The sequence below is a fragment of the Candidatus Polarisedimenticolia bacterium genome (assembly GCA_036001465.1).
Taxonomy (GTDB): domain Bacteria; phylum Acidobacteriota; class Polarisedimenticolia; order Gp22-AA2; family Gp22-AA2; genus Gp22-AA3.
Genome location: DASYUH010000052.1, coordinates 1 through 22,868 on the forward strand (window position 1 = coordinate 1; position 22,868 = coordinate 22,868).

The 22,868-nt window shown below is 67.5% G+C and carries 18 protein-coding genes; 7 read left to right on the forward strand and 11 right to left on the reverse strand.

All coding sequences use genetic code 11. The features are described from left to right. The 3 genes from VGV60_10265 to VGV60_10275 all read left to right on the forward strand — a co-directional run. Positions 1-318, forward strand: a 318-nt coding sequence (locus tag VGV60_10265) for an acyl-CoA thioesterase (GenBank protein HEV8701641.1), incomplete at its 5' end; no start/stop codon positions are given. A gap of 149 nt (positions 319-467) precedes the next feature. Beyond that, a complete protein-coding gene (gene fbp / locus VGV60_10270; GenBank protein ID HEV8701642.1) occupies positions 468-1,586 on the forward strand; it encodes a fructose-1,6-bisphosphate aldolase/phosphatase in 1,119 nt (372 codons plus the stop codon). 123 nt (positions 1,587-1,709) lie between these two features. Next, positions 1,710-3,209, forward strand: coding sequence for an ATP-binding protein (locus tag VGV60_10275; protein ID HEV8701643.1), 1,500 nt, complete (start codon positions 1,710-1,712; stop codon positions 3,207-3,209). An 82-nt stretch (positions 3,210-3,291) separates the two neighbouring features. On the opposite strand, the gene VGV60_10280 is transcribed toward VGV60_10275, so the two are convergent. From VGV60_10280 to VGV60_10315, 8 genes are all read right to left on the reverse strand, one after another. Further along, positions 3,292-4,821, reverse strand: a complete 1,530-nt coding sequence (locus tag VGV60_10280; GenBank protein HEV8701644.1) for an Rne/Rng family ribonuclease — start codon at positions 4,819-4,821, stop codon at positions 3,292-3,294. Between the two features lie 39 nt (positions 4,822-4,860). Beyond that, a complete protein-coding gene (gene rodA / locus VGV60_10285; GenBank protein HEV8701645.1) occupies positions 4,861-5,949 on the reverse strand; it encodes a rod shape-determining protein RodA in 1,089 nt (362 codons plus the stop codon). Further along, entirely contained in the window at positions 5,924-7,816 is a 1,893-nt protein-coding gene (gene mrdA, locus VGV60_10290; protein HEV8701646.1) for a penicillin-binding protein 2, read from the reverse strand. Before mrdA ends, rodA begins: the two co-directional genes overlap by 26 nt. Before the next feature lie 5 nt (positions 7,817-7,821). Continuing rightward, positions 7,822-8,286, reverse strand: a complete 465-nt coding sequence (gene mreD / locus VGV60_10295; protein ID HEV8701647.1) for a rod shape-determining protein MreD — start codon at positions 8,284-8,286, stop codon at positions 7,822-7,824. Beyond that, a complete protein-coding gene (mreC, locus tag VGV60_10300) occupies positions 8,283-9,122 on the reverse strand; it encodes a rod shape-determining protein MreC (protein ID HEV8701648.1) in 840 nt (279 codons plus the stop codon). Before mreC ends, mreD begins: the two co-directional genes overlap by 4 nt. Before the next feature lie 50 nt (positions 9,123-9,172). Continuing rightward, on the reverse strand, positions 9,173-10,204 hold the full coding sequence (locus VGV60_10305; protein HEV8701649.1) for a rod shape-determining protein: 1,032 nt from the start codon (positions 10,202-10,204) through the stop codon (positions 9,173-9,175). Between the two features lie 186 nt (positions 10,205-10,390). Continuing rightward, positions 10,391-11,863 (reverse strand): sensor domain-containing diguanylate cyclase, encoded by a 1,473-nt coding sequence (locus tag VGV60_10310; protein HEV8701650.1) that lies wholly within the window; start codon positions 11,861-11,863, stop codon positions 10,391-10,393. A gap of 11 nt (positions 11,864-11,874) precedes the next feature. Continuing rightward, positions 11,875-13,323, reverse strand: coding sequence for a FecR domain-containing protein (locus VGV60_10315; protein ID HEV8701651.1), 1,449 nt, complete (start codon positions 13,321-13,323; stop codon positions 11,875-11,877). A gap of 260 nt (positions 13,324-13,583) precedes the next feature. Between VGV60_10315 and VGV60_10320 the strand changes: the two genes are divergently transcribed. Together VGV60_10320 and VGV60_10325 are read left to right on the forward strand one after the other, a co-directional pair. Continuing rightward, complete coding sequence (locus tag VGV60_10320; protein HEV8701652.1) at positions 13,584-15,476, forward strand: peptidyl-prolyl cis-trans isomerase; 1,893 nt, start codon at positions 13,584-13,586, stop codon at positions 15,474-15,476. 117 nt (positions 15,477-15,593) lie between these two features. Beyond that, positions 15,594-16,103, forward strand: coding sequence for a hypothetical protein (locus VGV60_10325; protein ID HEV8701653.1), 510 nt, complete (start codon positions 15,594-15,596; stop codon positions 16,101-16,103). Here the strand turns inward: VGV60_10325 and VGV60_10330 are convergent. Together VGV60_10330 and VGV60_10335 are read right to left on the reverse strand one after the other, a co-directional pair. Further along, positions 16,090-19,419, reverse strand: a complete 3,330-nt coding sequence (locus tag VGV60_10330; protein ID HEV8701654.1) for a MopE-related protein — start codon at positions 19,417-19,419, stop codon at positions 16,090-16,092. The two genes, VGV60_10325 and VGV60_10330, sit on opposite strands and share 14 nt — an antisense overlap. After that, positions 19,416-19,955 carry a hypothetical protein gene (locus VGV60_10335; GenBank protein ID HEV8701655.1) on the reverse strand — a complete coding sequence of 180 codons (540 nt, stop codon included), beginning with the start codon at positions 19,953-19,955 and terminating at the stop codon, positions 19,416-19,418. Before VGV60_10335 ends, VGV60_10330 begins: the two co-directional genes overlap by 4 nt. Positions 19,956-20,138: 183 nt before the next feature. Here VGV60_10335 and VGV60_10340 point away from each other — a divergent pair, with 183 nt between their 5' ends. Both VGV60_10340 and VGV60_10345 read left to right on the forward strand, forming a co-directional pair. Beyond that, positions 20,139-20,399, forward strand: coding sequence for a hypothetical protein (locus tag VGV60_10340; GenBank protein ID HEV8701656.1), 261 nt, complete (start codon positions 20,139-20,141; stop codon positions 20,397-20,399). Positions 20,400-20,409: 10 nt separating this feature from the next. Further along, complete coding sequence (locus tag VGV60_10345) at positions 20,410-21,585, forward strand: cysteine desulfurase family protein (GenBank protein ID HEV8701657.1); 1,176 nt, start codon at positions 20,410-20,412, stop codon at positions 21,583-21,585. Here VGV60_10345 and VGV60_10350 read toward each other — a convergent pair whose 3' ends face one another. Then, positions 21,586-22,866, reverse strand: coding sequence for a DUF1015 domain-containing protein (locus tag VGV60_10350; protein HEV8701658.1), 1,281 nt, complete (start codon positions 22,864-22,866; stop codon positions 21,586-21,588). Positions 22,867-22,868: the final 2 nt, after the last annotated feature.

Consider the following 22,868-nt stretch of genomic DNA (forward strand, 5'->3'; position numbering starts at 1 on the left):
TTCCGGGCCCCCGTGAAGCTCGGCCACATTCTCAAGCTCTACGCCTCCGTCAACGCGGCCTTCCACACGTCGATGGAGGTCGGAGTGAAGGTCCTTTCCGAGGACCCCCTCTCGGGCCTGCAGGCGCATTGCTGCAGCGCATTCGTGACCATGGTCGCGCTCGACGCGACCGGCCGTCCGACTCCCGTCCCCGGGCTTGCCTTCCGCACTCCCGAGGAGAAGCGGCGCCAGCGTGACGCCACACTGAGGCGCCGGTCGCGGCTGGCACGCCGGGGCCGGAGAACGGCTCCCGCGGCCGGCCGGCGCCGCGCCGGCTGACGGACGGGAGCCGGACCGCGACCTCCACCGGCCAGGCAGCTGCCGGGGCGCCTTTCCCCCTTCTCCCCATGGACTCGCCGAGGCGCTGTGTGCTACGCTGCTTTCGATCACAACTTCTCGGAAACTTTCCCGTCAGGAGGCCGGCTCTCATGAAGATCACGCTGTCCATCATCAAGGCCGATGTCGGCAGCATCGGTGGTCACATCAAACCCAGCCAGACGATGATCCGGCGCGTGCGTGAAGTCATCGCTTCCGAAGGCAAGGGTCTCCTGGTGGACTCCTTCGTCTGCCACACCGGCGACGACATTTCCATCCTGTCGACCCACACCCAGGGAGTCGACAGCCCCAAGGTCCACAAGCTGTGCTGGGACGCCTTCAAGGCCGCCACGGAGGTCGCGAAGCAGGAGGGACTCTACGGCGCCGGCCAGGATTTGCTCAAGGACGCCTTCTCCGGGAACGTGCGCGGCCTCGGCCCGGCGTCGGCCGAGATGGAGTTCGTCGAGAGGGAGGCCGAACCGTTCCTGCTCTTCATGGCCGACAAGACCGAGCCCGGCGCCTACAATCTGCCGCTTTACCTGGCCTTCTGTGACCCGATGTTCGCCCCGGGCCTGATCCTGAGCCCGAAGATCAAGAAGGGGTTCCGTTTCACGATCATGGACGTGAACCACACCGAGGGAGACCGGGTCGTCGAGCTCGACACGCCCGAGAACATCTACGACGTCGCGGCGCTGCTGCGCGACAATCACCGATTCGTGGTCGAGTCGATCCGCACGCGCTCGACGGGCGAGGTGGCGGCCGTCGTCTCCACGTCCCGTCTTCACAACATCTCGGGCAAGTACTCCGGGAAGGACGACCCGGTGATGCTGGTCCGGGTCCAGAGCCAGTTCCCGGCCACGGGCGAGATGCTGGCGCCGTTCCGGCTGGCACACTACGTCTCCGGCTTCAGCCGCGGAAGCCACCACGGCCCGCTGATGCCGGTGACGATCAACTCGCCCATCTCCTTCTTCGACGGGCCGCCGATCGTGTCGTGCGTCGCGTTCTCGATGAAGGACGGCCGGTTCGCCGAGCCGGCCGACGCCTTCGACCATCCCTTCTGGGACAGGGTCCGGGACAACGCCTCGCGCAAGGCGATCGAGATTCGCGAGCAGGGGTTCTTCGGACCGGCCATGGTCGGCTATGAGGAGCTCGAGTACGGCGGAATCGTCGACACGCTCAAGGAGCTGGACGCGAAGTTCAAGGTCCGGCAGGAGACCCGCGTCAAGTCCTGAGCGGACCTGGACCCCTCCGTTTCGCGCGGCTCCCGGCGGCCGGGCCACCCGGCGCCCGTGCGGTTTGCCTCCGGCTCTCCCCGACACCATATTGGCGTGCAGTGGCACTGCGGAGGGACAGCCTTGCCTCGCCAGATGGCACGCCTCGAGATCCGCGGCTCCGATGGATTGACCAGGGTCGTCGCGGTCGACCGCACGCCGTTCTCCATCGGATCCGATCGCTCCGCCACCCTCCCGCTCCCGGCGCCGGGCATCGCGCCCATCCATGCGCAGATCGTCCAGTTCGGCGGCGAGCATCACCTCGTGCCGCATCCGTCCGGCACGGGACAGCTCCGGGTCGATGGAAGCCCCGTGCCCGAAGGCGGCATCGCGCTGACGCACGGCATGCGCATCGACCTCGCTCCCGGCTCCCCCTACACCCTGCGCTTCCTGATCCTGGGGGCTCGGGCCGAGGATCGGGAGGACCGCCTGGTCACCCTCATGGAGGTCGCCCGGACCATCACGTCGTCCCTCGCGGTGGAGGACGTGCTCTACAGGGTGCTCGACGGCGCGGTCCGGTTCTCCGGCGCGGAGCGCGGCTACCTGTTCCTGAAGGAGGGGGAGCAACTCGTCCAGTGGCGCCGGAGTTCCGAGGAAGCCGACCGCGCCGAGGTCAGCCTGTCCGTCGTGGAGGAGGTGGCGGCGACCGGGCGACCCGTCTACCGTGACGTCGCCTCGGGCGATCGGGGGCAGCTCTCGACCGACAGCATCGTCCGTCTCCGGCTGCAGGCCATCCTGTGCCTGCCTCTGGCGATCCGCCAGGACGTCATCGGCGTGGTCTATCTGGACAGCAGGAAACGCCTGCCGCACCACCAGCCCGATCTGCACCTCCTGGAAGCCCTCGCCGGGCTGGCGGCGGTGGCGATCCAGAACAGCCATCTGGTCGAGGAGCGGGTTCGCGCCGAGCGCGTGCTCGCCATCGGCCAGATGGCGCGTGCCGTCGTCCACGATCTACGGAGCCCTCTCTCCTCGATCCGCGGCCTGGCCGAGCTGCTGCGCGAGCGCGCGCCGGAGGGGGATCCCTCGCGCCCCCACCTCGCCACGATCATGGCGGAGGCCGACCGGCTGGCCGGAATCACCGGAGATCTTCTGCAGTTCTCGCGCGAAGCGCCGCCGCTGCAGCGGCTCCCTGTGCCGCTCGCCGACCTGGTGCGCCAGACCATCCAGCCGCTCCAGCCTCTCCTGCAGCGCAGCAACATCAGCCTGGCGTTGATCCTCGACGAAGATGCACGCGCCTCGGTCGATGCGGCGCGCATCCTGCGCGTGCTCCACAACCTGGTGACCAACTCCCTGGAGGCGATGCGCAGCGGCGGGCTCCTGGAAATCCGCTGCGGCCGAGCCAACGGTTCCTGTCACCTGAGCGTCCGGGATGGCGGGTGCGGCATGTCCGAGGAGGTCCGCCGGCGGGTATTCGAGCCGTTCTTCACCCACGGCAAGGCCCACGGAACCGGGCTGGGGATGGCCATCGTGCAGAGGATCGTCGCCGAGCATGGCGGCTCCATCCGGATCGACAGCACGCCCGGCCAGGGCACCACCATCGAGCTGATCCTGCCGGCGGCCGGTCCGGCGGCCGCCCGGGCTTAGGAGACCGGAAGCCTGTCCGTCTGGACCGTCAGGCTCCTGGAGGGTCGGCGAGGGGGCCGGCCTCGCGGGCCCCCGGTCGGACTCAGGGAGCGTCCTGAACCGTCAGCGCGAACTCCTCGTGGCCGAGGGTGGGGTCCGGCAGGAACTGGAGCGGCGGCCAGGGGGCGGACGTGGCCGCGCCGCGCAGCAGCCCCTCCCCCTGTTCCGCCAGCCGGGCGGCCACCTCCGGGTGGACCCGTGCGGTGACCCGGGCGCCCGACGCCATCGGGCCCAGAGTCCGGATCTCCCTCAGGATCTCCCAGAGGATGGTCTCCGGTGATTTCAAGCGGCCCGATCCGGAGCACGCGGGGCACGGCCTGCACAGCACCCGTTCCAGGTTTCGACGGGTGCGCTGCCGGGTGATTTCCACCAGGCCGAATTCGCTGATCTGCAGCATGCGCGACTTCGCCCGGTCCTTCTGCATCTCGGCCTCGAGCACCCTGACGACCTCGTCCTTGCTCGCCTGCTCCGCCATGTCGATGAAATCGATGACGATGATTCCGCCCAGGTCACGCAGGCGGATCTGGCGGACAATTTCCGTCGCCGCCTCCAGATTGGTCCTGAGAATCGTCTCCTCGAGCCGGTTCTTGCCTACGAATTTGCCCGTGTTCACGTCCACGGCCACCAGGGCCTCGGTCGGGTTGATCACGATCGATCCCCCCGATCGCAACCAGACGCGCGGCCGGAGGGAGCGCTCGATTTCCCGTTGCAGCCCGCGCTCCTCGAACAGGGGCCGCGGTCCCGTGTGCCGGCGGATGCGCGGCATCAGGTCCGGCTCGATCCGGGACACGAACGCCTCCGCCTCACGGCCTGTCGCCTCGCCGTCCCATACGACCTGGACGACGTCACGATTCAGGAGGTCCCGGAGCACCTTGATCACCATTCCGGCTTCCTCGTGCAGGAGAGCCGGCGTCGCCAGGGATCCCGTCCGGCGCCGGATCTCCTCCCACGCCTGGGCCAGGTAGCGCGCGTCGGCCGGAAAATCCGAAGCGTCTCTCCCCTCTCCCGCCGTGCGGACGATGAAACCGCCGGGCAATCCCAGGTCCCGGGCCAGGTCGCGCGCCGCGTCCTTGAGTCGCTCGCGCTCGGCCACGTCCTCGATCCTGCGGGACACGCCGATGTGGGGTATTCCCGGCAGGTAGACCAGGAACCGGCCGGGCAGCGACAGGTGCGAGGTCAGCCTGGCCCCTTTGTCCGCCACCGGGTCCTTCCTGACCTGAACGACGATCTCCTGTCCGGGCGCGAGCAGGTCCTCGATGCGCGGCGGAGGGGGGGTCCCGCTCGAGGGGATCCCCGCCGGCTCCTCCTCCCCTGGATCCCCCTCCTCGAGCCTGTCTGGGTCGACCCGGCTCCCGGCGTCCTCGACGTACAGAAACGCGTCGCGGTCGATGCCGATGTCGACGAACGCCGCCTGCATGCCCGGGAGGACATTGCTCACGCGGCCCTTGTAGATGTTTCCGGCGACGCCGCGGGCCGAGGACCGTTCGACGTGGAGCTCCGCCAGGTGGTCGTCCTCGAGCACGGCGATGCGGGTTTCCGGAGTGATCCCCTCGATCAGGATTTCGCGACGCATGGGGCCCCCAGGAGCCTGTCCGACTATGGCGCCGGGTTCTCAGTTGACCAGACGTCTCATCCAGACGTTCAGCACCAGTCCCATTCCCAGGAGGGTGCTGGCGAGCGATGAGCCGCCGTAGCTCATCAGAGGCAGCGGCACGCCGGTGGTGGGCAGGAGACCGACGACGACGCCGATGTTCAGCAGCGCCTGGCCGGCGAAGACGCACACCACCCCGATCGCCAGGAACACGCCGAGACGATCGCGGGCGGCGCGGGCCGTGGCAAGGCAGCGATAGATGATCGCGAAGTACAGGCCCAGGGCCAGGAACGCCCCGACGAAGCCTCGCTCCTCGGCCAGGACGGCGAAGACGAAGTCGGTGTGCTGCTCCGGCAGGAATTGCAGCTGACCCTGCGTTCCCGAGAGGAAACCCTTCCCCATCAAGCCGCCCGACCCGACCGCGATGAGCGACTGGATCAGCTGGTAGCCGGATCCCTTCGGATCGCGGGTCGGCTCGAGGAAGGTCTTGACCCGCTCCTTCTGATACGGCTTCAGGTGTCCCCATGCCAGGGGCAGGGCCAGGGTGGCGATGATGCCGAGGATCAGGAGAGTCCGCACCCTGATCCCGCCGACGAACACCACGCCGGCGAACAACGGGGCGAAGGTGACCGCGGTGCCGAGGTCCGGCTGCTTCATGATCAGGAGAACCGGCAGCCCGACCAAAGCGCAGATCGCCGAGAAATGGAGCACTCCAAGGCCGCGCACTCGCTCGCGTCCCATGTACGCCGCGAGCATCAGGATGGTGGCGACCTTCGCCAGCTCCGATGGCTGGAACTGCATTCCGCCGACGCCCAGCCACGACTTGCTCGCGTTCACGACCCGGCCGTACACCAGGGTCAGGGCCAGGAGGAGGAGCCCGAGGCCGTAGAACACGTAGGAGAATTCCGCCAGAGTGTGGTAGTCGATGAGCAGGGCGAGGGCCATCAGCAGAAGGCCCAGTCCCAGCCAGATCAACTGGCGATGGAAGGCTCCGCTGCTGGGTGTCCCGGTGGTCGCGGAGTAGATGACCGCCAGCCCGACCGAGCAGGCGGCCAGGATCGCCAGGAGCAGGATCCAGTCGAAATTATTGAGATACCGCCACGCTGGCAAGCTGCTGCACCCCCAGACGCACATCCTGCTTCCCGAAGAAGCGCTCCAGGACGGCGCGGGCGATCGGCGCCGCCGTCGTCCCGCCATGCCCGCCGTTCTGCACGAACACCGCCCAGGCGATTTTCGGGTCGTCCCGGGGCGCGAACCCGACGAACCAGGCGTGGTCCCGCTTCTCCTTCGGGAGCTTGTCGGCGTCGACATCGCGCGACGCCTTGAACACCTGGGCCGTCCCGGTCTTGGCGCAGATGTCTCGCCCGGCGATCCGGGCCCGCCCCCCCGTGCCCTCGTCGTTCACCACACCCCACATGGCGTCCTTGATGACCTCGAGCGTCTTCGGTTTCAGATCCACCCGGCGGACCACGTAGTCCTGGCGTTCGTCCTCCTCCACCCCTTCCCGCACCTCGCGCGACAGGACCAGGTGGGGGCGATAGAGCGTCCCGCCGTTGCCGATCGCCGCCGCGAACACCGCCATCTGAATCGGCGTCACCTCGAGGGCCCCCTGGCCGATCGACACCGAGATCGTTTCTCCCGGGTGCCAGACCGGGTCGCGCGGGATGGCCCGCCGTTTCCAATCGGGGTCGGGGACGGTTCCGGACTCCTCGTACGGCAGGTCGATGCCGGTCGGTTCCCCGAATCCGAGGCGATGCGCCCATCTGGAGATGCGCTCGATCCCCATCTCGTTGCCGAGACGGTAGAAGTAGACGTTGCACGATTGGATGATCGCCTCCCGCATCCTGAGGTAGCCGTGCCCTCCCTTGCGGATCGCCCAGCACTGGTAGGTCTTGTCGCCGAAGCGCCACGAGCCGGTGCAGTGGTCGGTGCGCGCCGGTGTCGCAACGCCCTCCTCGAGGGCGGCGATCGACATGACGATCTTGAAGACCGACCCGGGGGCGAATTTCGAGAGCGACACGCGATTCTGCAGCGGGTGCCGCGGGTCGCGCACCAGGCCGTCCCAGGTGTCCTGCGAGAAACGGCGCGAGAACACGTTGGAATCGAATGCCGGACGGGAAATCATGGCCAGGACCGCACCCGAATGGGGATCGAGGAACACCGCGGAGCCGGCTTCGTCCGCGTAGGCATCCTCCAGCGCGCGCTGCAGGTCGAGGTCGATGCTCAGCCTGAGGGCCCGTCCGGGGTTCGACTTGCGCCCCTCCTCGATCTCCTGGATTTCGCGCCCGAGGCTGTTCACCACCACCTGCTTCCACCCCTTCACGCCTTTCAGTCCGGCGTCGTACTGCTTCTCCACGCCGGCCTTGCCGACGATTTCTCCCAGGTCGTATTCCCCGGACGGATCGGTTTTGATCTGGTCCTCGCTCACCTCGCCGACATACCCCAGCGCGTGCGCCGCAAGCGGGCCGTACAGGTAGTTGCGTCGCGACTCCACCTCGACCGACAGCATCGGCAGCTCCAGGCGCCGGGACTCGATGTAGGCCGCCTCGGCCAGATCGACATCCTCCTTCAGGATGACCGGCTCGAACGCGGGACGACCGCGATACTTCGCCAGGCGCTCGTGGAGCGTGGCCTCCGGAATTCCGAGGATCCCGGCCAGCTTGGGGAAGAAGGCCCGCATGTCCGGCACCTTTTCCCGGTCGAGCCGGATGTTGAATGCGATCCGGCTGTTCGCCAGGACGCGGTTCTCGGCATCCTTGATGACTCCGCGCAGCGGCATGATGGTGACACGGCGCAGCCGATTGCTGTCGGACAGCCTCCTGTAATGGTCCGTCTTGACGACCTGCAGGTACCAGAACGCCAGCAGGTAGACCACCAGCACCGCCCCGAACAGGGCCTGGATGATGAGGATGCGGACATTGAGACGCCGCGCCTCGTAGTAGTCCTGGAATCCCTTGTAGTCCTGCTCGAAGCCCATGGTCCTCAGGGGAGCCTTGCGGCCACCCAGAAAAACAGCAGGCCGAACACGCCGTTGCCAAGCCCCAGCTGCAGGATGGGCAGCGGTCCGGGGAACACGAAACTGCGGCCCATCGCCATCGAGAGGCCCCATTCGGCCAGGGGATCGAACACGGTCGCCGCAAACAGGATACCGAATCTCGGGATCGCCTGGTTCAGCATGAACAGGGAGCCGATCGTGCCGACCAGATAGCCGATCAGCGTCTTCTTGAACCCGTTCATCCCGAGGATGGAGCCGATGAGCGAGTCCTCCACCAGCCCCGCGCCGGTGCCCATCGCCATCGCCGCCGAGGGCGGGCAGGTCAAGCCGTAGTAGACGACCACGATGGTGAACAGGTCGCAGTAGCCGGCGGCGACTGGAACGTAGCGGGACACCAGGGCCTGCGCCAGAGCCGCAGTCCCCAGGGCCAGCAGGCCGCGGATCGTCCTCATGGCCCGCTCTTCTCAGGCGGTCCGATCGGCTTCAGGAGCACCAGGACCTCCTCCAGGCGGCGGAAGTCGACCTCGGGTCGGATCTCGATGATCTTGGTGAGACCCTCCCCCTCGCCGATCGCCGCGATCACCCCGAGCGTATACCCCTTCGGATAGATCTGATCGAGCCCCGATGTGACCACCACGTCCCCGACCTCGACGTTTGCCAGCTCGCTCACGTACTCCATGCGGCAGCCGCGATCCCCGTCTCCCACGATCATGCCCTGGACCCGCGTCCTCTGGATGAGGCCGGCGACGCCCGCGTTCGGATCGAGGATGGTCTGCACCTTGCTGGCCCCTCCCGCCGCATCGATGATCCGACCGACGACTCCGCGCGGGGTGATCACCGGCTGGTTGATGCGCACTCCCGCGCCTGCTCCCCGGTCGAGCGTGACCACGCGCGCGCCGCCGTCCACGCCGCGAGCGATCACCCGGGCCGGCACGCTCTCGAAGGGAACGCCGGCGCGCAGGTCGAGCAGCGTGCGCAGGCGCTCCAGCTCCTGCCGCGCCTCCGCCGCCTCGTGCGACTGCAGGACCAGGGCATCCAGCTGCTCGCGCAGGCGCCGGTTTTCCTGTTCCACGCCCCGGAGCCCGACGTAGGCGTTCCAGGTGCCGGAGACGCCCTGCCCGATCGCCCCCGCCGCCTTGAGGAAGGGCGACCCGAAACTCAGGATTCCCTCCCCGAGGAGCGAGTGCTCGGAGGCGTTCTTGATGCGCGAGGACATCAGCCCGAGGTTGAAGGTCAGCAGGATGAGAAGCAAAAGGTACGGCTTGCGCTCGGTGAGGAGATGGGCCATCGACTCAGCCTCCCCGCTCGATCCGGGAGGACGGGCCTGCGAAAGGCCGATCAGTCGATCGCGATCTTGCGCAGGAGGTTGAAATCATCCAGCATCTTCCCCGTCCCCAGGACGACCGAGGCCTGCGGGTCGTCCGCCATCGAGACGGGGAGGCCGGTCTCCTCGCGGAGACGCTTGTCCAGGTTCTTCAGCTGCGAGCCGCCACCGGTGAGGACGATCCCCTTGTCCACGATGTCCGCGGAGAGCTCGGGCGGCGTCTGCTCGAGAGCCACCCGCACCGCCTCGATGATGTTGGACACCGTTTCCGAGAGGGCCTCGCGGATCTCCTCGTCGGAGATGACCAGGGTCTTGGGGATCCCCTCGACCAGGTCGCGCCCCTTGATCTCCATGGTCAGCTCCTCATCCAGGGGGAAGGCGGAGCCGATGTTGATCTTGATCTCCTCCGCCGTACGCTCGCCGACCAGCAGGTTGTACTTGCGCTTGATGTACTGGATGATGTCCTCGTCCATCCGGTTGCCCGCGATGCGCACCGAACGGGAGTAGACGATTCCGGCCATCGAGATGACCGCCACGTCCGTCGTCCCGCCGCCGATGTCCACGATCATGTTGCCCGTCGGCTCGGTCACGGGGAGGCCGGCGCCGATCGCGGCGGCCATCGCCTCTTCCACCAGGTAGACCTCGGAGGCCTTGGCACGGTAGGCGCTGTCCTTCACGGCCCGCTTCTCGACCTGGGTGATGTCCGACGGCACGCAGATCACGATGCGGGGGCGCACGCCGAGGCTGCGGTTGTGCGCCTTCTTGATGAAGTAGTCGAGCATCTTCTCGGTGTGCTCGAAATCCGCGATGACACCGTCCTTCATCGGCCGGATGGCGATGATGTTGGCCGGCGTGCGGCCGAGCATCTCCTTCGCTTCCTTGCCGACGGCCTCCACCTTGCCGGTGCGCTGGTTGACGGCGATGATCGAGGGCTCGCACAGGACGATCCCCTTGCCCTTGGCGTAGACCAGCGTGGTGGCTGTTCCCAGGTCGATGGCGAGATCGTTCGAGAACAGACTGAGCACCGACCGTGGACTCCAGGCCATCGTCGCTCCCACCAGCGCCTCCTTAGGTTTTCCGTCCCGGCCTACAATCGCGGGATCGTGTAACAGACCGTGCGACAAGCCCTTACGGGCGCGGCTAATATTATGGCCCTGCTCCGCCAAAGTCAAATCGTTGACTTTTTGACGCAACTCCTTGCGACGAGCGAAGTTACGGTAATTTCTGACGATTCATCGCGCGCTTTCCACGATTTCCGGTCGCGGACTCTCCGCTTCGGCAAGCGCCACCCCGTTCTTGCCTCGTCCTTTGACCACGTACATCGCATGGTCGGCGCGCGCCAGCAGGTCGTCCCTGCTTTGACCGTGGTCGGGAAACGAGGCGATTCCCAGGCTGGCGCTGATGCGCACGTCCATTCCGTGGGACGCCAGAAACGGCGTTTCTTCAATCCGCTGCCGGATGCGTTCCGCGATGATGGCCGCGCCCTCCGGTCCCGTCTGCGGCAGGATCACGGTGAACTCGTCGCCGCCGAAGCGAGCCACGATATCGATCTCGCGCACCGTCTGGGCGATGACCTTCCCCACTTCGACGAGCGTGCGGCTTCCCCAGAGGTGGCCGTGCTGATCGTTCACGTTCTTGAAGCCGTCCAGATCGAGGAAGATCAGGGACACCGGCGTGCGGTAACGCTTGCTGCGCTCAACCTCGCGCCTCAGCGTCGAGTTGAGGAAACGGGAGTTGTAGAGCTTGGTCAGGTCGTCCGTGATGGACAGTTCTTCCGATTTCCGCAGGAGCAGGGCGTTGTCGATCGCCACGCCCGCGGGCTCGAGCAGGGTCGCCAGCAGGCGGGCGTCGTGGTTCGTGAAATGGCCCGCCCGCACGCGGTCGACCGCCGCAACCACCCCGATCAGCCGCCCCCGGCTCAGGAGCGGCACGGCGACGACCGACCGTGCGGGCACGGGCTTCGATGGATCCGCCGGGCCGAATGCGGAGGTGCCCGCATCGTCCAGGAGCACCGGCTGGCGTCTCTGCGCCGCGCGCCCGGCCACGCCTTCACCCATCCCGTAGCGTCTCCCCTTGAGCGCGCCCATCCCCTCTCCGAATGTCCGCTCCACCGTGAGGAGACCCTGCTCCGGGTCGGACATCAGGAACATCCAGGCACGCAGCGCGAGAAACTCCCGCACCCGCTCCATCGCCACGTCCATGATGCGCTGGGGATCGAGCTCGTTGCTCGTGAGGCGCACGATGGCGGCGTGGGCCTGCATGCGTGCCTCCGCGTCCCGCGACCGGAGGCTCTCCCGGCGGACGCGCTGCCGCAGGTCGGCGAGCTGACGTTCGCGATCGATCAGGACCTCGACGAGGGCCGGATCGACCGGCAGGGTGATGGGAATCGCGGGAGCCTCGCCCTCCGGTCTCGGCCTGGCCCGGCCTCGGGCGGGACGACGACCCTGCGTGCTCTGGAGTCGGAACGGCAGGAGAGGAGCGCCGCGGGCGAGCCGTTTGATCTCCCGGAGGCGAGCCGCGGACTCACCGGTCTCGTCCACCTGATACAGCACCGCGTCGATGCCATGAGACTTCAGGGCCTTCTCCTTCAGCCGGCCGAAGCGCGTCACCGTGAAGCGCTCGGAGTCGCCGCGCGATCGCCAGGCCGACCGACCGCCCTGCGTGCCGTCCAGGAGGACTACGAGGATTTTCGATTCAGGGCGCATGGCGAGTCCCTCTAGTAGGACTCCACGTAAACGCTGCGCCTCAGCCGCGTCGTATTTCCCGCCCCGTCCTGGGCCACGATCTGGACCTCGTTGGGGCCGTCCCTCTTCATCCGCACGACGGCCGTGAAGGCCCCGTCGTCATAAACATCCACCTTCTGGCCGTCCACGAGAAGGACGGCGCCCGGCTCGGTCCGGCCGTTGATGATGACCAGGTGGCCGGAAGGCAGGAAATCGACGACATCGAGAGGGGGCGGAGTGCTGTCGTCCAGGCGCTGCTCGCGAGAGCTGGCGACCTTGAATTTCCGGATCTCGGAGAAGTGGCTCTCCACGCGCGCGGCGTCGATGACCGAGACCTTCCAGTAGTAGTTGCCCTCCTGCAGGCCGGGGATCTGGACGCTGGTCGAGTGGATGTCGGACTTGTCGAGCAGCAGCTCGCCGAACAGCGCGGTGCGCGCGATCTGCAGGCGGTACCGTTCGCCCCCCGCGACCTTGGCCCAGCGCAGCGTGGTGGACTCCGCCGGAGGATCGTCGTGCAGGAAGACCCGCTGGTCGGTCGGATCGAGAAGGGCCGGCGGCGGCAGGAGTCGCACGCGGCTCACCACCTGCTCCGCGGTGACTTCCATCCGCTCGAGAGGCTTCAGGGTCATCGTCTTGCCGGCCGTCTGCACCTCCGCCGAGCCGCTCTGCACCTCCGTGCGGGTGCTCCGGGTCCCGGCGTCGTAGGCCACCTGGAATTGCGATTTGTCCACGGCCCTCGCCGTCGCGGACTCGGTGGCCACCTCGTGGAAGGAGCCGGCCACGTTCGCCCCGGGCATCGTGGCCGAGACGCCGCCCCAGTTCAGCTTCTCGCGGACCTTGCGCACTTTGGTCGTGGGGTCCTCGAACAGCTCCCGAATCTCCAGCAGGGAGCCGGGGTTGATCGTCGTGATCGTCCCGTCGAAGTAGATGATCTGGGCCGACCCGTTGCTCGCGGTCTTGATCTGGTCTCCGACCTTGAGGGCGGTGTTCCCGCTGACGTCGTCCCAGACGAATTGTCTCGAGCGCTTGATTTTGACGTCGCCCTCGTACTTGTAGATCTTCGCGGTGAAGCTCTCGCCGGCAGAACCTTCAAGGATTTTCTGCGAGAAGGATTGCGATTGCTGGGCCGCCGCGCGGGCTTCGACGAAGTCCTTGCGCTCGTAAAGCAGCCGGGCCGAGTCCAGGATCTTGCCGGCGCTCTCGATGACCCGCGCGAAGGATGGATCGGCGCCTGCCGAAGCCTCCCGGTACATGCGCTCGGCCCGGTTGATGTCCTGCAGCGCCAGCTCCTCGGGAGTGGCTCGTCGTGCGGCGCGCAGGTAGAAGAACACGCCGCCCATCGCGAGCAGCAGGACCAGGTACACGACGCCCCTCATGATGCTGCGATACGAGATGGTCGCCCAATCGAGGAGGATCGGTGGTTTGTGGCTGGCCTGCCCCATGAAGGTGTCCTCAAGACCCTGAGGTCTCCGGGCCCACACGGGGCGCGAGACTCAGGCTTTTCTCTCAACCCACTGAGCAGACACGGCTTAGGGCCACAGGGGTCGTGGCCCCGCGCCGATCGCTCCAGGATACCGACTCAAATATAGGAGTGGCGGGGCATTACGCAAGAGATCCACTTGCGGGCCCCTCCCCTCCGCCGTTAGACTGGTGGCTCTCCAAGGCGACCATAGGCCCTGTAGACACCCGAGGAAGAGTACCGATGCTGAAGCAGATGCGCGACTCGTTCCGCTACCTCAAGTGGCTTCTCGTCATCATCATTTTTATGTTCATCTGGTGGGCTTTCGCCACCTGGGGCGGCGGCACGTCGCGATCGCGCCCCGAGGCGGAATGGGCCGCCAGGGTCAATGGCGTGTCGATCCCCGTGGCCACCCTGCAGTCGTATGCCCGGCGCCTCGACAGCACGTACCAGTCGATCCTCGGGGAGCAGTACGCCCAGCAGAGGTCCCTGATCCGGATTGGACAGCAGGCGATCAACACCCTCGTCGAGCAGGAGCTGATCTACCAGGAGGCCCTGCGCCAGGGGATCACGGTGACCGCCCGCGAAGTCGTCGATGCCATCATGCGCGATCCGAACTTCCAGGAGGGCGGCCAGTTCATCGGCAAGGAGCGCTATCACAATCTGTTCCGTGGCAACCGGATGAGCGTCTCCGATTACGAGGACCAGGTGCGCCGGGGCCTGGTGATCGACAAGTTCCGCCGCATGATCGAAGACGGCGTCACCGTCAGCGATGCGGAGATCCAGGACGAGTTCCGGAAGCGGAACGAGAAGGCGAATGTCGAGTACATCCTCGTCGATCCGGCCAAGGCGGGAGTGGCGTCATCCCCCGGCGAATCCGAATTGAAGTCGTACTACGACGGGCACCTCGACCGGTACGCCCAGGGAGAGGGCCGCACGGGGATCTTCGTTCTCTTCGGCGCATCGGAGGTCGCCTCATCCCAGAACGTCTCCGATCAGGACGTGACGGACGCCTACGAGCGATTCAAGGCCACCCGTTTCAACACCGGCGAGCAGCGTTGCGCCTCGCACATCCTCTTCAAGGTGCCAAGCGGCGCCGCCGCCGACGTCGTGGCCAAGGCCGAGAACAAGGCGCGCGACGTCCTAAAGCGCGCCCGGTCGGGCGGTGATTTCGCCGAGCTGGCGCGCAAGTTCTCCGAGGATTCGACGGCGCAGGTCGGCGGCGACCTCAAGTGTTTCGGCCGCGGCCAGATGGTCAAGGATTTCGAGGACGCGGCCTTCACCCTTCCGGAAGGGGGCCTCAGCGACCTGGTGCGGTCGCCCTTCGGATTCCATATCATCAAGGTCACGGGCAGCCGCCCGCCGCACACCACGCCCCTCGAGGAGGTCCGCGATACGCTCCGGCAGGAGATTCAGCTTGATCGCGCCCGCTCGGAAGTGCAGAAGCGCAGCGCCGAATTCGCGCGCGCCGCCGCGGGAGGCAACCTGGAGGAGGTGGCCAAATCGCAGCGACTCACGGTCCAGCAGACCGGCGAGGTCCGGGAGGGCGACTCCCTGCCGGGCCTGATGGCCTCCCAGGCCGTCGTCGAACGCATGCTCAAGCTGGCGCCCGGCCAGGTGAGCGATCCGATCCCCCTGCCGACGGGCCAGATCGTGGTCCAGGTCACCGGAACCCTGCCGTCGTCTCCCAGGCCATTCCAGGAGTCGCGCGCGCAGATCCTCAAGGATTTCCAGGAGGAGCGCGCGCGTCAGAATGTCGCCCGCATCGTCGGCTCTGCGGGCGGCCTGCAGGCGGCGGCCCGCGCCCTGAAGACCGAGATCAAGAAACAGGCCGACGTGACACGCGGCTCCAGCCTTCCGGGCGTCCCACCGGATGCCGCCATCGAGAAGCAGATTGCCGGCCTCGCACCCGGGACGCTGGGTGATCCGGTCTCCACATCCGCCGGGATCGTCGTGCTCAGCGTGACGGAGCGCCGGGACCACAAGGACGAGTTCAACTCGCAGCGTGACTCCATCAGCGACGGTCTCCTGCGCCAGCGCCAGGACCGCCTGTACCGCGCGCTGGTCAAACGCCTGCGGGAGCGTGGCGACGTCCTGCTCAATGAGGCGGCGATCAAGTCCATGGACCAGGCCTGATCACCCAGGCGCAGACTGACGTTATTGTGATGGCCCCTCTCCCCCGGACGGGATTCCGATCCCGGCCTTGAAGTTCGCTTCCCCGGCCCTATATTTTTCCGTACACCGGGAGGTCGCATGCGTCGTTCCGCGTCCCAGAATGCCTTCCTCAAGGGCCAGGACGCCGCAAGGCGCGGCGCTTTTCTCGAGGCGCTCGCGTATTTCGAGGCCTCCGTGCATCTAGCGCGCCGGCACGAGGAATCGGCGGTGCCGATGAAGTACCTCTCGTATTACGGGTGGTGCCTGGCGATGTCGTCGGATCGTCTTCAGGAAGCGATGGCGGTCTGCGAGGCCGCGGCGCGCGCGGAGTTCTACGACCCGGAGATTCGCCTGAACCTGGGCCGGGTCTACCTCCGGGCGGGAGACCGGGGGCTGGCCTTCGGGACCTTCGTCTCGGGCTTGCGGTTGAGTCCGGACCACCCGCACTTGAAAAGGGAGATCAGGCGACTCGGGATTCGGCGACGGCCGGTGGTGCAGTTTCTGGCGCGCAGTCATCCGCTCAACCGGATCCTCGGGCTCTGGCGTGGCGGCCTGGCAGGGGGCGGATCGAAGCGACCCGGGGTCCTGGCTCGCTCTAGATTGGAGTGATTGCGGACGTGGCGCTTCCGCCTGCGGTCGAGTTGACGGTGACGGTGCCGGGATTCGTGGTCGGAGCGACCGTCAGCCGGTAGACGCTGGCCGCGGGGACCCAGGTCATGACCCCGTAGCCCTGGACCGAAAGGGTGACCGACCCCAGGGGATAGTTGGTCCTCGCCTCCACGGTCAGCGTGCTGTTCGAGATCCTGTAGGTCGCCAGGGTGATCGTGACCTGTTCGACGACGTCGTCGATGATGTTGTTGCAGTCGTCGTCGACCCCGTTGAACACCTCGACGGCGTTCGGATGGATGGCGGCCACGGAGTCGTTGCAGTCCCCGGCGCAGGTCGTGTAGGTGTCGTTGTCCTGGTCGAACCCCTCGTCCACGCTGCCGTCGCAGTCGTCGTCCACGCCGTTGCAGAACTCGGTCGTCGGCGAACCCGCCACGACGCTGCAGGTGGTGGTGCTGGGAGACGCGCAGACGATGGTTCCGGCGCGGAAGCAGCCGCCGATGCCTGCGCTGCAGAAGACGCCGGTGCCGAACCCTTCGTCGATCGTGCCGTCGCAGTCATCGTCCCTGGCGTTGCAGATCTCCGTGACTCCCGGGTGGACGGCCGCGATGTTGTCATCGCAGTCGACGTCGGCGAAGAAACCGTCGCCGTCGTGGTCCTGGCAGGCATCGCCCAGCCCGTTGCCATCCCCGTCGCTCTGGCTGGGATTGTACGTGGCCAGGCAGTTGTCGCAAGCCTCCCCCCGTCCGTCGCGGTCCTGGTCGGCCTGGGAGGCGTTCGAAACGAGCGGGCAGTTGTCGGTCATGTCGAGCACGAGATCGCCGTCGGTGTCACGGTTCTGGGCCTGGCAGGGCACGGCGATCGGCCGGACGATCCCGCCTGTGCCGGTGCCGAGCGTTCCCTCCCCGCAGACGTTCTTGGCGGCCTGGAGGTAGTAATAGAAGGTCCCGCGTGGCGGCGACTGCGTCTCCGACAGCTGGAGGTTCGCCGCCTCCGACATGAGGCAGGCGCTCTGGAAGCCCCAGCCGGTGATCGGGACCTGCCCGCGATAGACGTTGAAGACGTTGGCCTGGGCGACCGGCGTCCAGATCAGGAGGTTGCTGTCCGGAGAGCCGCTCACGACCAGGTTGAGCGCCTCTCCGGGCACGCTGGCGACGGAATAGAGGACGGGCGCGCAGTCGGCGCCATCCAACACCCCGTCATTGTCGTCATCCGGGTCGAAGCAGTCCTTCACGCCATCGAGGTCGGTGTCCGGAAACCCTTCGTCGACCCCCAGGCTGCAATTGTCGTCCACGCCGTTGCACGCCTCCGCCTGCCCCGGATTGATCAGGGGGTTGGCGTCGTTGCAGTCCCCGTTGCAGGTGGTGAAGAGGTCGCCGTCGGCGTCGAACCCGTCGTCGACGGTCATGTTGCAGTTGTCGTCGATGCCGTTGCAGATCTCGGTCCGCCCCGGATTGATGAGCGGATTGGAGTCGTTGCAATCGCCGCCACAGGAGCTGTAGCTGTCGCCGTCGGCGTCGAAGCCTTCGTCGACCACCCCGTTGCAGTTGTCGTCGGCGCTGTTGCAGATCTCCGGGACGCCGGGATGGATCTGGGCGTTGCCATCGTTGCAGTCGCCGTTGCAGGTGGTGAAGCCGTCCCCGTCGCGGTCGAAGCCCTCGTCCACCCGGGTGTCGCAGTTGTCATCGAAGCCGTTGCAGCGCTCCGTCGCCCCGGGATGGACCAGCGGATCGTTGTCGTTGCAGTCGGTGTCGGTGGAGTATCCGTCGCCGTCGCTGTCGATGCCGCCGGTGCTGGCGGCGATCCGCAGATCGTACGACCCGTAGATGCCGAAGTCCGGGGAATGGACCGCCCGGACGTACAGACGTCCGGTGGACGGCGGCGTGTAGACGATCAGCGAGGACGCGTCGGTCGCGCTCCGGTCGTCGTTGCTGGCCAGCACGGTGCTGCCGTTGCTGGCCAGGAGCGTCAGCGCCGTGTTGGCGTCCCCCAGGAGGCTGAGCGTCTCGATGGTATAGCTGGTCCCGCCCACGGCATCGAAGGCGAACACGTCGGTGTCCGCCTCGCCCAGAAGATCGCCGTTCCGATCGGCGAAGAAGGTGGCGTGCTGGGCGGCGGTGCTGGGGACGAGAAGACGCGCCTCGGCCACGGAGTCGTTCATTTCGAACGCGTCGACGAAATACTCGACCCCGAGCTCACGGAAGGCCGCCTTCATCTCGGCGAACCGGCCATTGTTCACCGTGGGGTAGAACCAGCTGTCCCAGAAGTCTTCCAGGCTGATGTTGGTGGTCGCGGGCAGCCGGATCGTCATGGCCCGCCAGTACTCGGCGTCGAGTCCCTGCAGGAGGTCCCAGGGCTCCTCCGTTCCGGGCGTCTCGTCGGGGGTCGCCGGGCCGTCGCCGATGTCCCAGAGCGCGGCGTACACCGTCGTCTCGCTGGAGGCGCCGCGGCAGATGAACGGGATCTGCGTCTCGGCGTCGAAGTAGAACTGGAGGTTGCCTGGCCCGGGCAGTCCCGTGGTGCGGACGTACGTCGAGGCATGGGGCAGGTTGGCGAAGCGCCGCGCCGACAGGCCGAAGAAGGTCGCGTTCCCCTCGTCAAACGCCAGCATGAGGTTCTGGTTGCAGTCGCTCAGGTGGTGCTCGAGAGCCGGGCTGTCGGAAGCCGAAAAATTGTACTGGGCATAATGCCCCATCTCGTGCATGACCACCGTGTCGTCGTATCCCGCGTTGCGCGCCTGGGTGATCGTGTCGTTCGAGGGATTGAAGCTCGAGAGATTGGGGTTCGCCGCATTGAACACCACGATGAGGAGCGGGTACGATCCGGCGCCCCGCATCGAAGCGAGGTATTCGCTTCCGACGAGGACGGAGTCATAGAGATTGAACGGCTCGCCCCCCGCTCCCGGCGTGGCCGCGAGGGTCCCGATGAACAGGTCCTGGTTCGGCGGGTGGGCGGTGAACAGTTGCGTCCGGACCGACCAGATGTCCCCCGACTGGTTCCCGGAACGGATGTCGATCGGCACGTTGGTGGTCGTCTGGCGGCGGGCCAGGACGCGGACGTAGATGTCCTTGGTCTGCGAGGCCACGACCCCCAGGACGAAGTTGCCCGTGGCGTCGGTGACCCCGCTCCCGACGATCTTGGTCCCCTCCAGGACCTGGACGGAGGCGAACCGGATCGGCTTCTGGGGCTCGACCCCCGTGAAGCCGTTGGCGTCGAACTCGCGGTCGACGTAGACGAACCGGCCGCTCACGTTGTAATCGGCGAGAGCGGGGACGATGGCGGCGGCGACTACGAGGAACGCCAGGAAGAGTCGCCTCATGGAAGAGGCTCCGACACCGGGACCCCGTTCACCTCAAAGGCGCCGGCGTGGTGCCGTCCCTCCGGCGTTTTCGGTCCCCGGCGCCACAGCACTCCCTGCTCGGTGCGGAACCACCGACCGTCCGCCACCTGGAAAGATGCCCTGAGCCGGATGGGGAGGTCCGCCTCCCGGGTGGCCCTCACGGGCACGTTCAGCACCCTCCGCTCCCCGGACCGCAGGCGCATGGCGGCAGGCGAAGAATCCTCGACGGCGTCCTGCCGCACCCCCTCCGGAAAAACCCATTCGAGGGAGACCTCGCGCAGGTCGTCGGCGGCGTCGATCACCGCCTCGACGCGTGCCGGGTCGCCGGAGCCCGGACGATCGTCGCGCACCGCGAGATCGATTCGAAGTGGCAATCCCGGCTCGACGGTGGGGTGCCGGGGGGAACCCGCTGGCGAAACGGCGGGCGTCTCGAGTCGCGCCGACTGAAACAGCAGGGCGGCGAGCAGGCAGACGAAGGGGATCGCCACGAGCGCGGTTCGCGGTGTCCTGCGCATCAAGCAGCCCCCTCCACGAAGGCCCTAGGATGCTGGCATTGAGAGTCGGCCGGGCGCCAAATCTCACCCTAAGTACGGCGCGTCCTACCTAAAGTCAAGTACAAATGGTCTTTGCACCCCTGGTCCTTGACTCGGGAGCCTTTCGCCGTAAACTCTGTGCACCCCATGGACTCCAAGAAGCCGATGAAAATCCTCAACTTCCCGGCCCGCGTTCCCAGGCCACCCGCTGTGAGCCGAAGCATCGTTTCGGTCGAGACTCTCCTGGCGGAATGCAGGGGAAGGCAGGCGGCCCTCCGGGACGACGGCCGGCGCCTCATGGCGTCGCTCGATCGGCTGTCGCTCCTGACGGAGAACCTGATTCGGGGATCGGAGCGGCTGCGGCATACGCTTCTCCGGCTCCGGAATTGCCGGGTCAGGCCCGGGACGCAGGCCCCTCGGGACTGAGGCCTAGAGCATGCCGGAACGAATCTATTTCGATCACATCTCCACCACCCCCGTCGCCCCCGAGGTTCTCGAGGCGATGCTCCCTTTTTTCGGGGCCCGATTCGGAGTGGCGTCGAGCCTCCATGCCCGCGGCCCGACTTCGCGCCAGGCGATCGATGAGGCGCGCGCCGAGGTGGCTGGGCTTCTCGCCGTTCCCGCCGAGGAGATCCTGTTCACCTCCTCGGCAACCGAGTCGAACAACCTGGCGCTGAAGGGGATGGCCGCAGCCTCGGGGCGCAGGGGCGGTCACCTGATCGCCCTTCAGACGGAGCACATCGCCACGCTCCACCCGCTGCGCACTCTCGAGAGACAGGGCTTCCGGGTGACGCTCCTTCCCGTGGATCGGCTTGGCCGGGTCGACCCGGACGACCTGGCGCGGGCGCTGCGGGACGACACGATCCTGGTGAGCGTGGCGCACGCGAGCGGAGAAATCGGCACGATCCAGCCGTTGGCGGAGTTGTGCCGTATCGCCCGTTCGCATGGCGTCCCGTTCCACTGCGACGCCACCCTGACGGCGGGAACGCCCGCCTGGCGCGAAACGGCCGACGGCCCGGATCTGGTGACCCTGACGTCGCACCTGCTGTACGGGCCGCAGGGGATCGCCGCCCTCCGGGTGCGGAAGGGGCTGCGGCTCCTGCCGCTCATCGAAGGGGGGACTCAGGAAGGGGGACTGAGGGCCGGAACCGAGCCTCTCGCGGCCGCGGTCGGATTCGGCGCGGCGGCGCGACTGGCGGCGAGGGGGATGGACCGCCGCGACGCGCGCGCCCGGGAACTGGCCGCGCGGCTGCGGGGGGCGGTCGCGGAGCGCCTCGACGGCCTGGTGTGGACCGGTCACTCCGATCGCAGGCTACCGGGTCACGTCAGCTTCTGCATCCTGGGAGCCGAGGCGGAGGCCGTCCTGCTCGCCCTCGACGCGGCGGGAATCGAAGCGGCGAGCGGCTCGGCCTGCACCACCGGGGCGCGCAAGCCGTCCCATGTCCTTCAGGCGATGGGCATCGACCCGGTGACGGCACGCGGGGCGATCACCTTCTCCGCAGGCGAGCTGAACAGGGAGGAGGATCCCGAGCTTGCCGCGGCGGCGCTCGAGGGCGTGGTGTCTCGCCTGCGCGCCCTGAGCCCCTGGCCCCTTGGACCGGGTCGCACCTGATCAGTCGAGGGGATCGAATACCAGCCCGGTGAGAACCTTCGGGTAGAAATAGGTCGACTTCTGCGGCAACCGGTAGCCCCCCCGGGTGACAGCCATCACCTGCTCCAGGCGCGTCGGGTTCATGAGCACGCCGATCTGCGCCCGGCCTTCGGCCACGCGGTCGAAGACCTCGCGCCGGTCCTTCACGTAGTCGAGATGGTCCTGCCCGGCCTCGGCCTCGTGGGTGATCTTCAGGAGATGTTCCAGGACCAGGCGGTGCAGAAGGACCACATCGAGATTCCGAAGCGGCGCGGGGGTTTGCGCCATCTCCGGCAGGGTCAGTCCCTCCCCTTCCCTCCACTCGGCCAAAACCAGGCGTCCTCCCTCGAGCGCCAGCCCGAACACTCCCGGCCGGTCGCGCCTCGAGGTCATCAACTGGAGGAGGGACTCCGGATCCGCGGCCGGGAGGAGCCGGAACAGTCCCGCCATCCGTTCCGCGAAGCGGGCGGGATCGAAGCCGGGCAGGGAGCGCACCAGGCGATGAATCGGAAAGATCGCGAGGCCCGGGTCCTCCAGGCTGCAGAGAAACACCAGGACGTGCTCCGCATCTCGAAAACCGCGCGCCCGCCGCTCGTCGCGGTAGGCCAGGGCGGACTCGTATCGATGGTGGCCGTCGGCGATCAGGCACCACTGGCCACGCAGGCGGTCCGCCAGGAAGGCCTTCCGCTCGGCGTCCTCCACGCGGACGACGCGGCTCCGGGTCCCTTCGAGGTCCCGCGCTTCCACCCCTCGATCCCCCTCGAGCGCCCCGCGCAGGAGACGCGCCACCTCGGCCCCCGGATCCGGATGCAGGAGGAAGACGGCGCTGAGATGGGTCCGGGTGGCGGCCAGGAGCCGCTGGCGATCGGCCCGCGGGCGGTCGAGCGTCCGCTCGTGCGGGATGACCGAGCCTGATTCGAAGGGCTCGAGCGTCAGTCGCGCAAAGAAGCCGCGGCGCGCGGCCTCCCGGCCGGACGGATCGCGATAGAGTTGCTCGCAGGCATAGAACGCGGGCCGGGCGTCACGCGCCAGGGTGCCGTCCTCGACCCAGCGCTGGAGGAGCACCGCCGCGGACTCATACGGATCCACCTCCCCGGACGGGCGCGGCAGGTCGAGGTGCACCACGTTGCGGGGGTGGCCGTCGGCCAGGCTCCTGCGCTGCTCGTCCGACAGCACGTCGTATGGCGGCGCCACCAGGCGATCCATCGAGGCCCGGAGGTGGGGGGCGTAGCACAGGGCACGGAACGGCGAGGCGGCCGGCATGG

Excerpts from the sequence above, each read along its gene's own strand:
- fbp (HEV8701642.1), top strand. The coding sequence starts at position 468 with ATGAAGATCACGCTGTCCATCATCAAGGCCGATGTCGGCAGCATCGGT.
- VGV60_10280 (HEV8701644.1), bottom strand. The coding sequence starts at position 4,821 with ATGCGTCGCGAAATCCTGATCGAGGGGATCACTCCGGAAACCCGCATC.
- mrdA (HEV8701646.1), bottom strand. The coding sequence starts at position 7,816 with ATGGGCTTCGAGCAGGACTACAAGGGATTCCAGGACTACTACGAGGCG.
- mreD (HEV8701647.1), bottom strand. The coding sequence starts at position 8,286 with ATGAGGACGATCCGCGGCCTGCTGGCCCTGGGGACTGCGGCTCTGGCG.
- mreC (HEV8701648.1), bottom strand. The coding sequence starts at position 9,122 with ATGGCCCATCTCCTCACCGAGCGCAAGCCGTACCTTTTGCTTCTCATC.
- VGV60_10305 (HEV8701649.1), bottom strand. The coding sequence starts at position 10,204 with ATGGCCTGGAGTCCACGGTCGGTGCTCAGTCTGTTCTCGAACGATCTC.
- VGV60_10310 (HEV8701650.1), bottom strand. The coding sequence starts at position 11,863 with ATGCGCCCTGAATCGAAAATCCTCGTAGTCCTCCTGGACGGCACGCAG.
- VGV60_10315 (HEV8701651.1), bottom strand. The coding sequence starts at position 13,323 with ATGGGGCAGGCCAGCCACAAACCACCGATCCTCCTCGATTGGGCGACC.
- VGV60_10320 (HEV8701652.1), top strand. The coding sequence starts at position 13,584 with ATGCTGAAGCAGATGCGCGACTCGTTCCGCTACCTCAAGTGGCTTCTC.
- VGV60_10325 (HEV8701653.1), top strand. The coding sequence starts at position 15,594 with ATGCGTCGTTCCGCGTCCCAGAATGCCTTCCTCAAGGGCCAGGACGCC.
- VGV60_10330 (HEV8701654.1), bottom strand. The coding sequence starts at position 19,419 with ATGAGGCGACTCTTCCTGGCGTTCCTCGTAGTCGCCGCCGCCATCGTC.
- VGV60_10335 (HEV8701655.1), bottom strand. The coding sequence starts at position 19,955 with ATGCGCAGGACACCGCGAACCGCGCTCGTGGCGATCCCCTTCGTCTGC.
- VGV60_10340 (HEV8701656.1), top strand. The coding sequence starts at position 20,139 with ATGAAAATCCTCAACTTCCCGGCCCGCGTTCCCAGGCCACCCGCTGTG.
- VGV60_10345 (HEV8701657.1), top strand. The coding sequence starts at position 20,410 with ATGCCGGAACGAATCTATTTCGATCACATCTCCACCACCCCCGTCGCC.
- VGV60_10350 (HEV8701658.1), bottom strand. The coding sequence starts at position 22,866 with ATGCCGGCCGCCTCGCCGTTCCGTGCCCTGTGCTACGCCCCCCACCTC.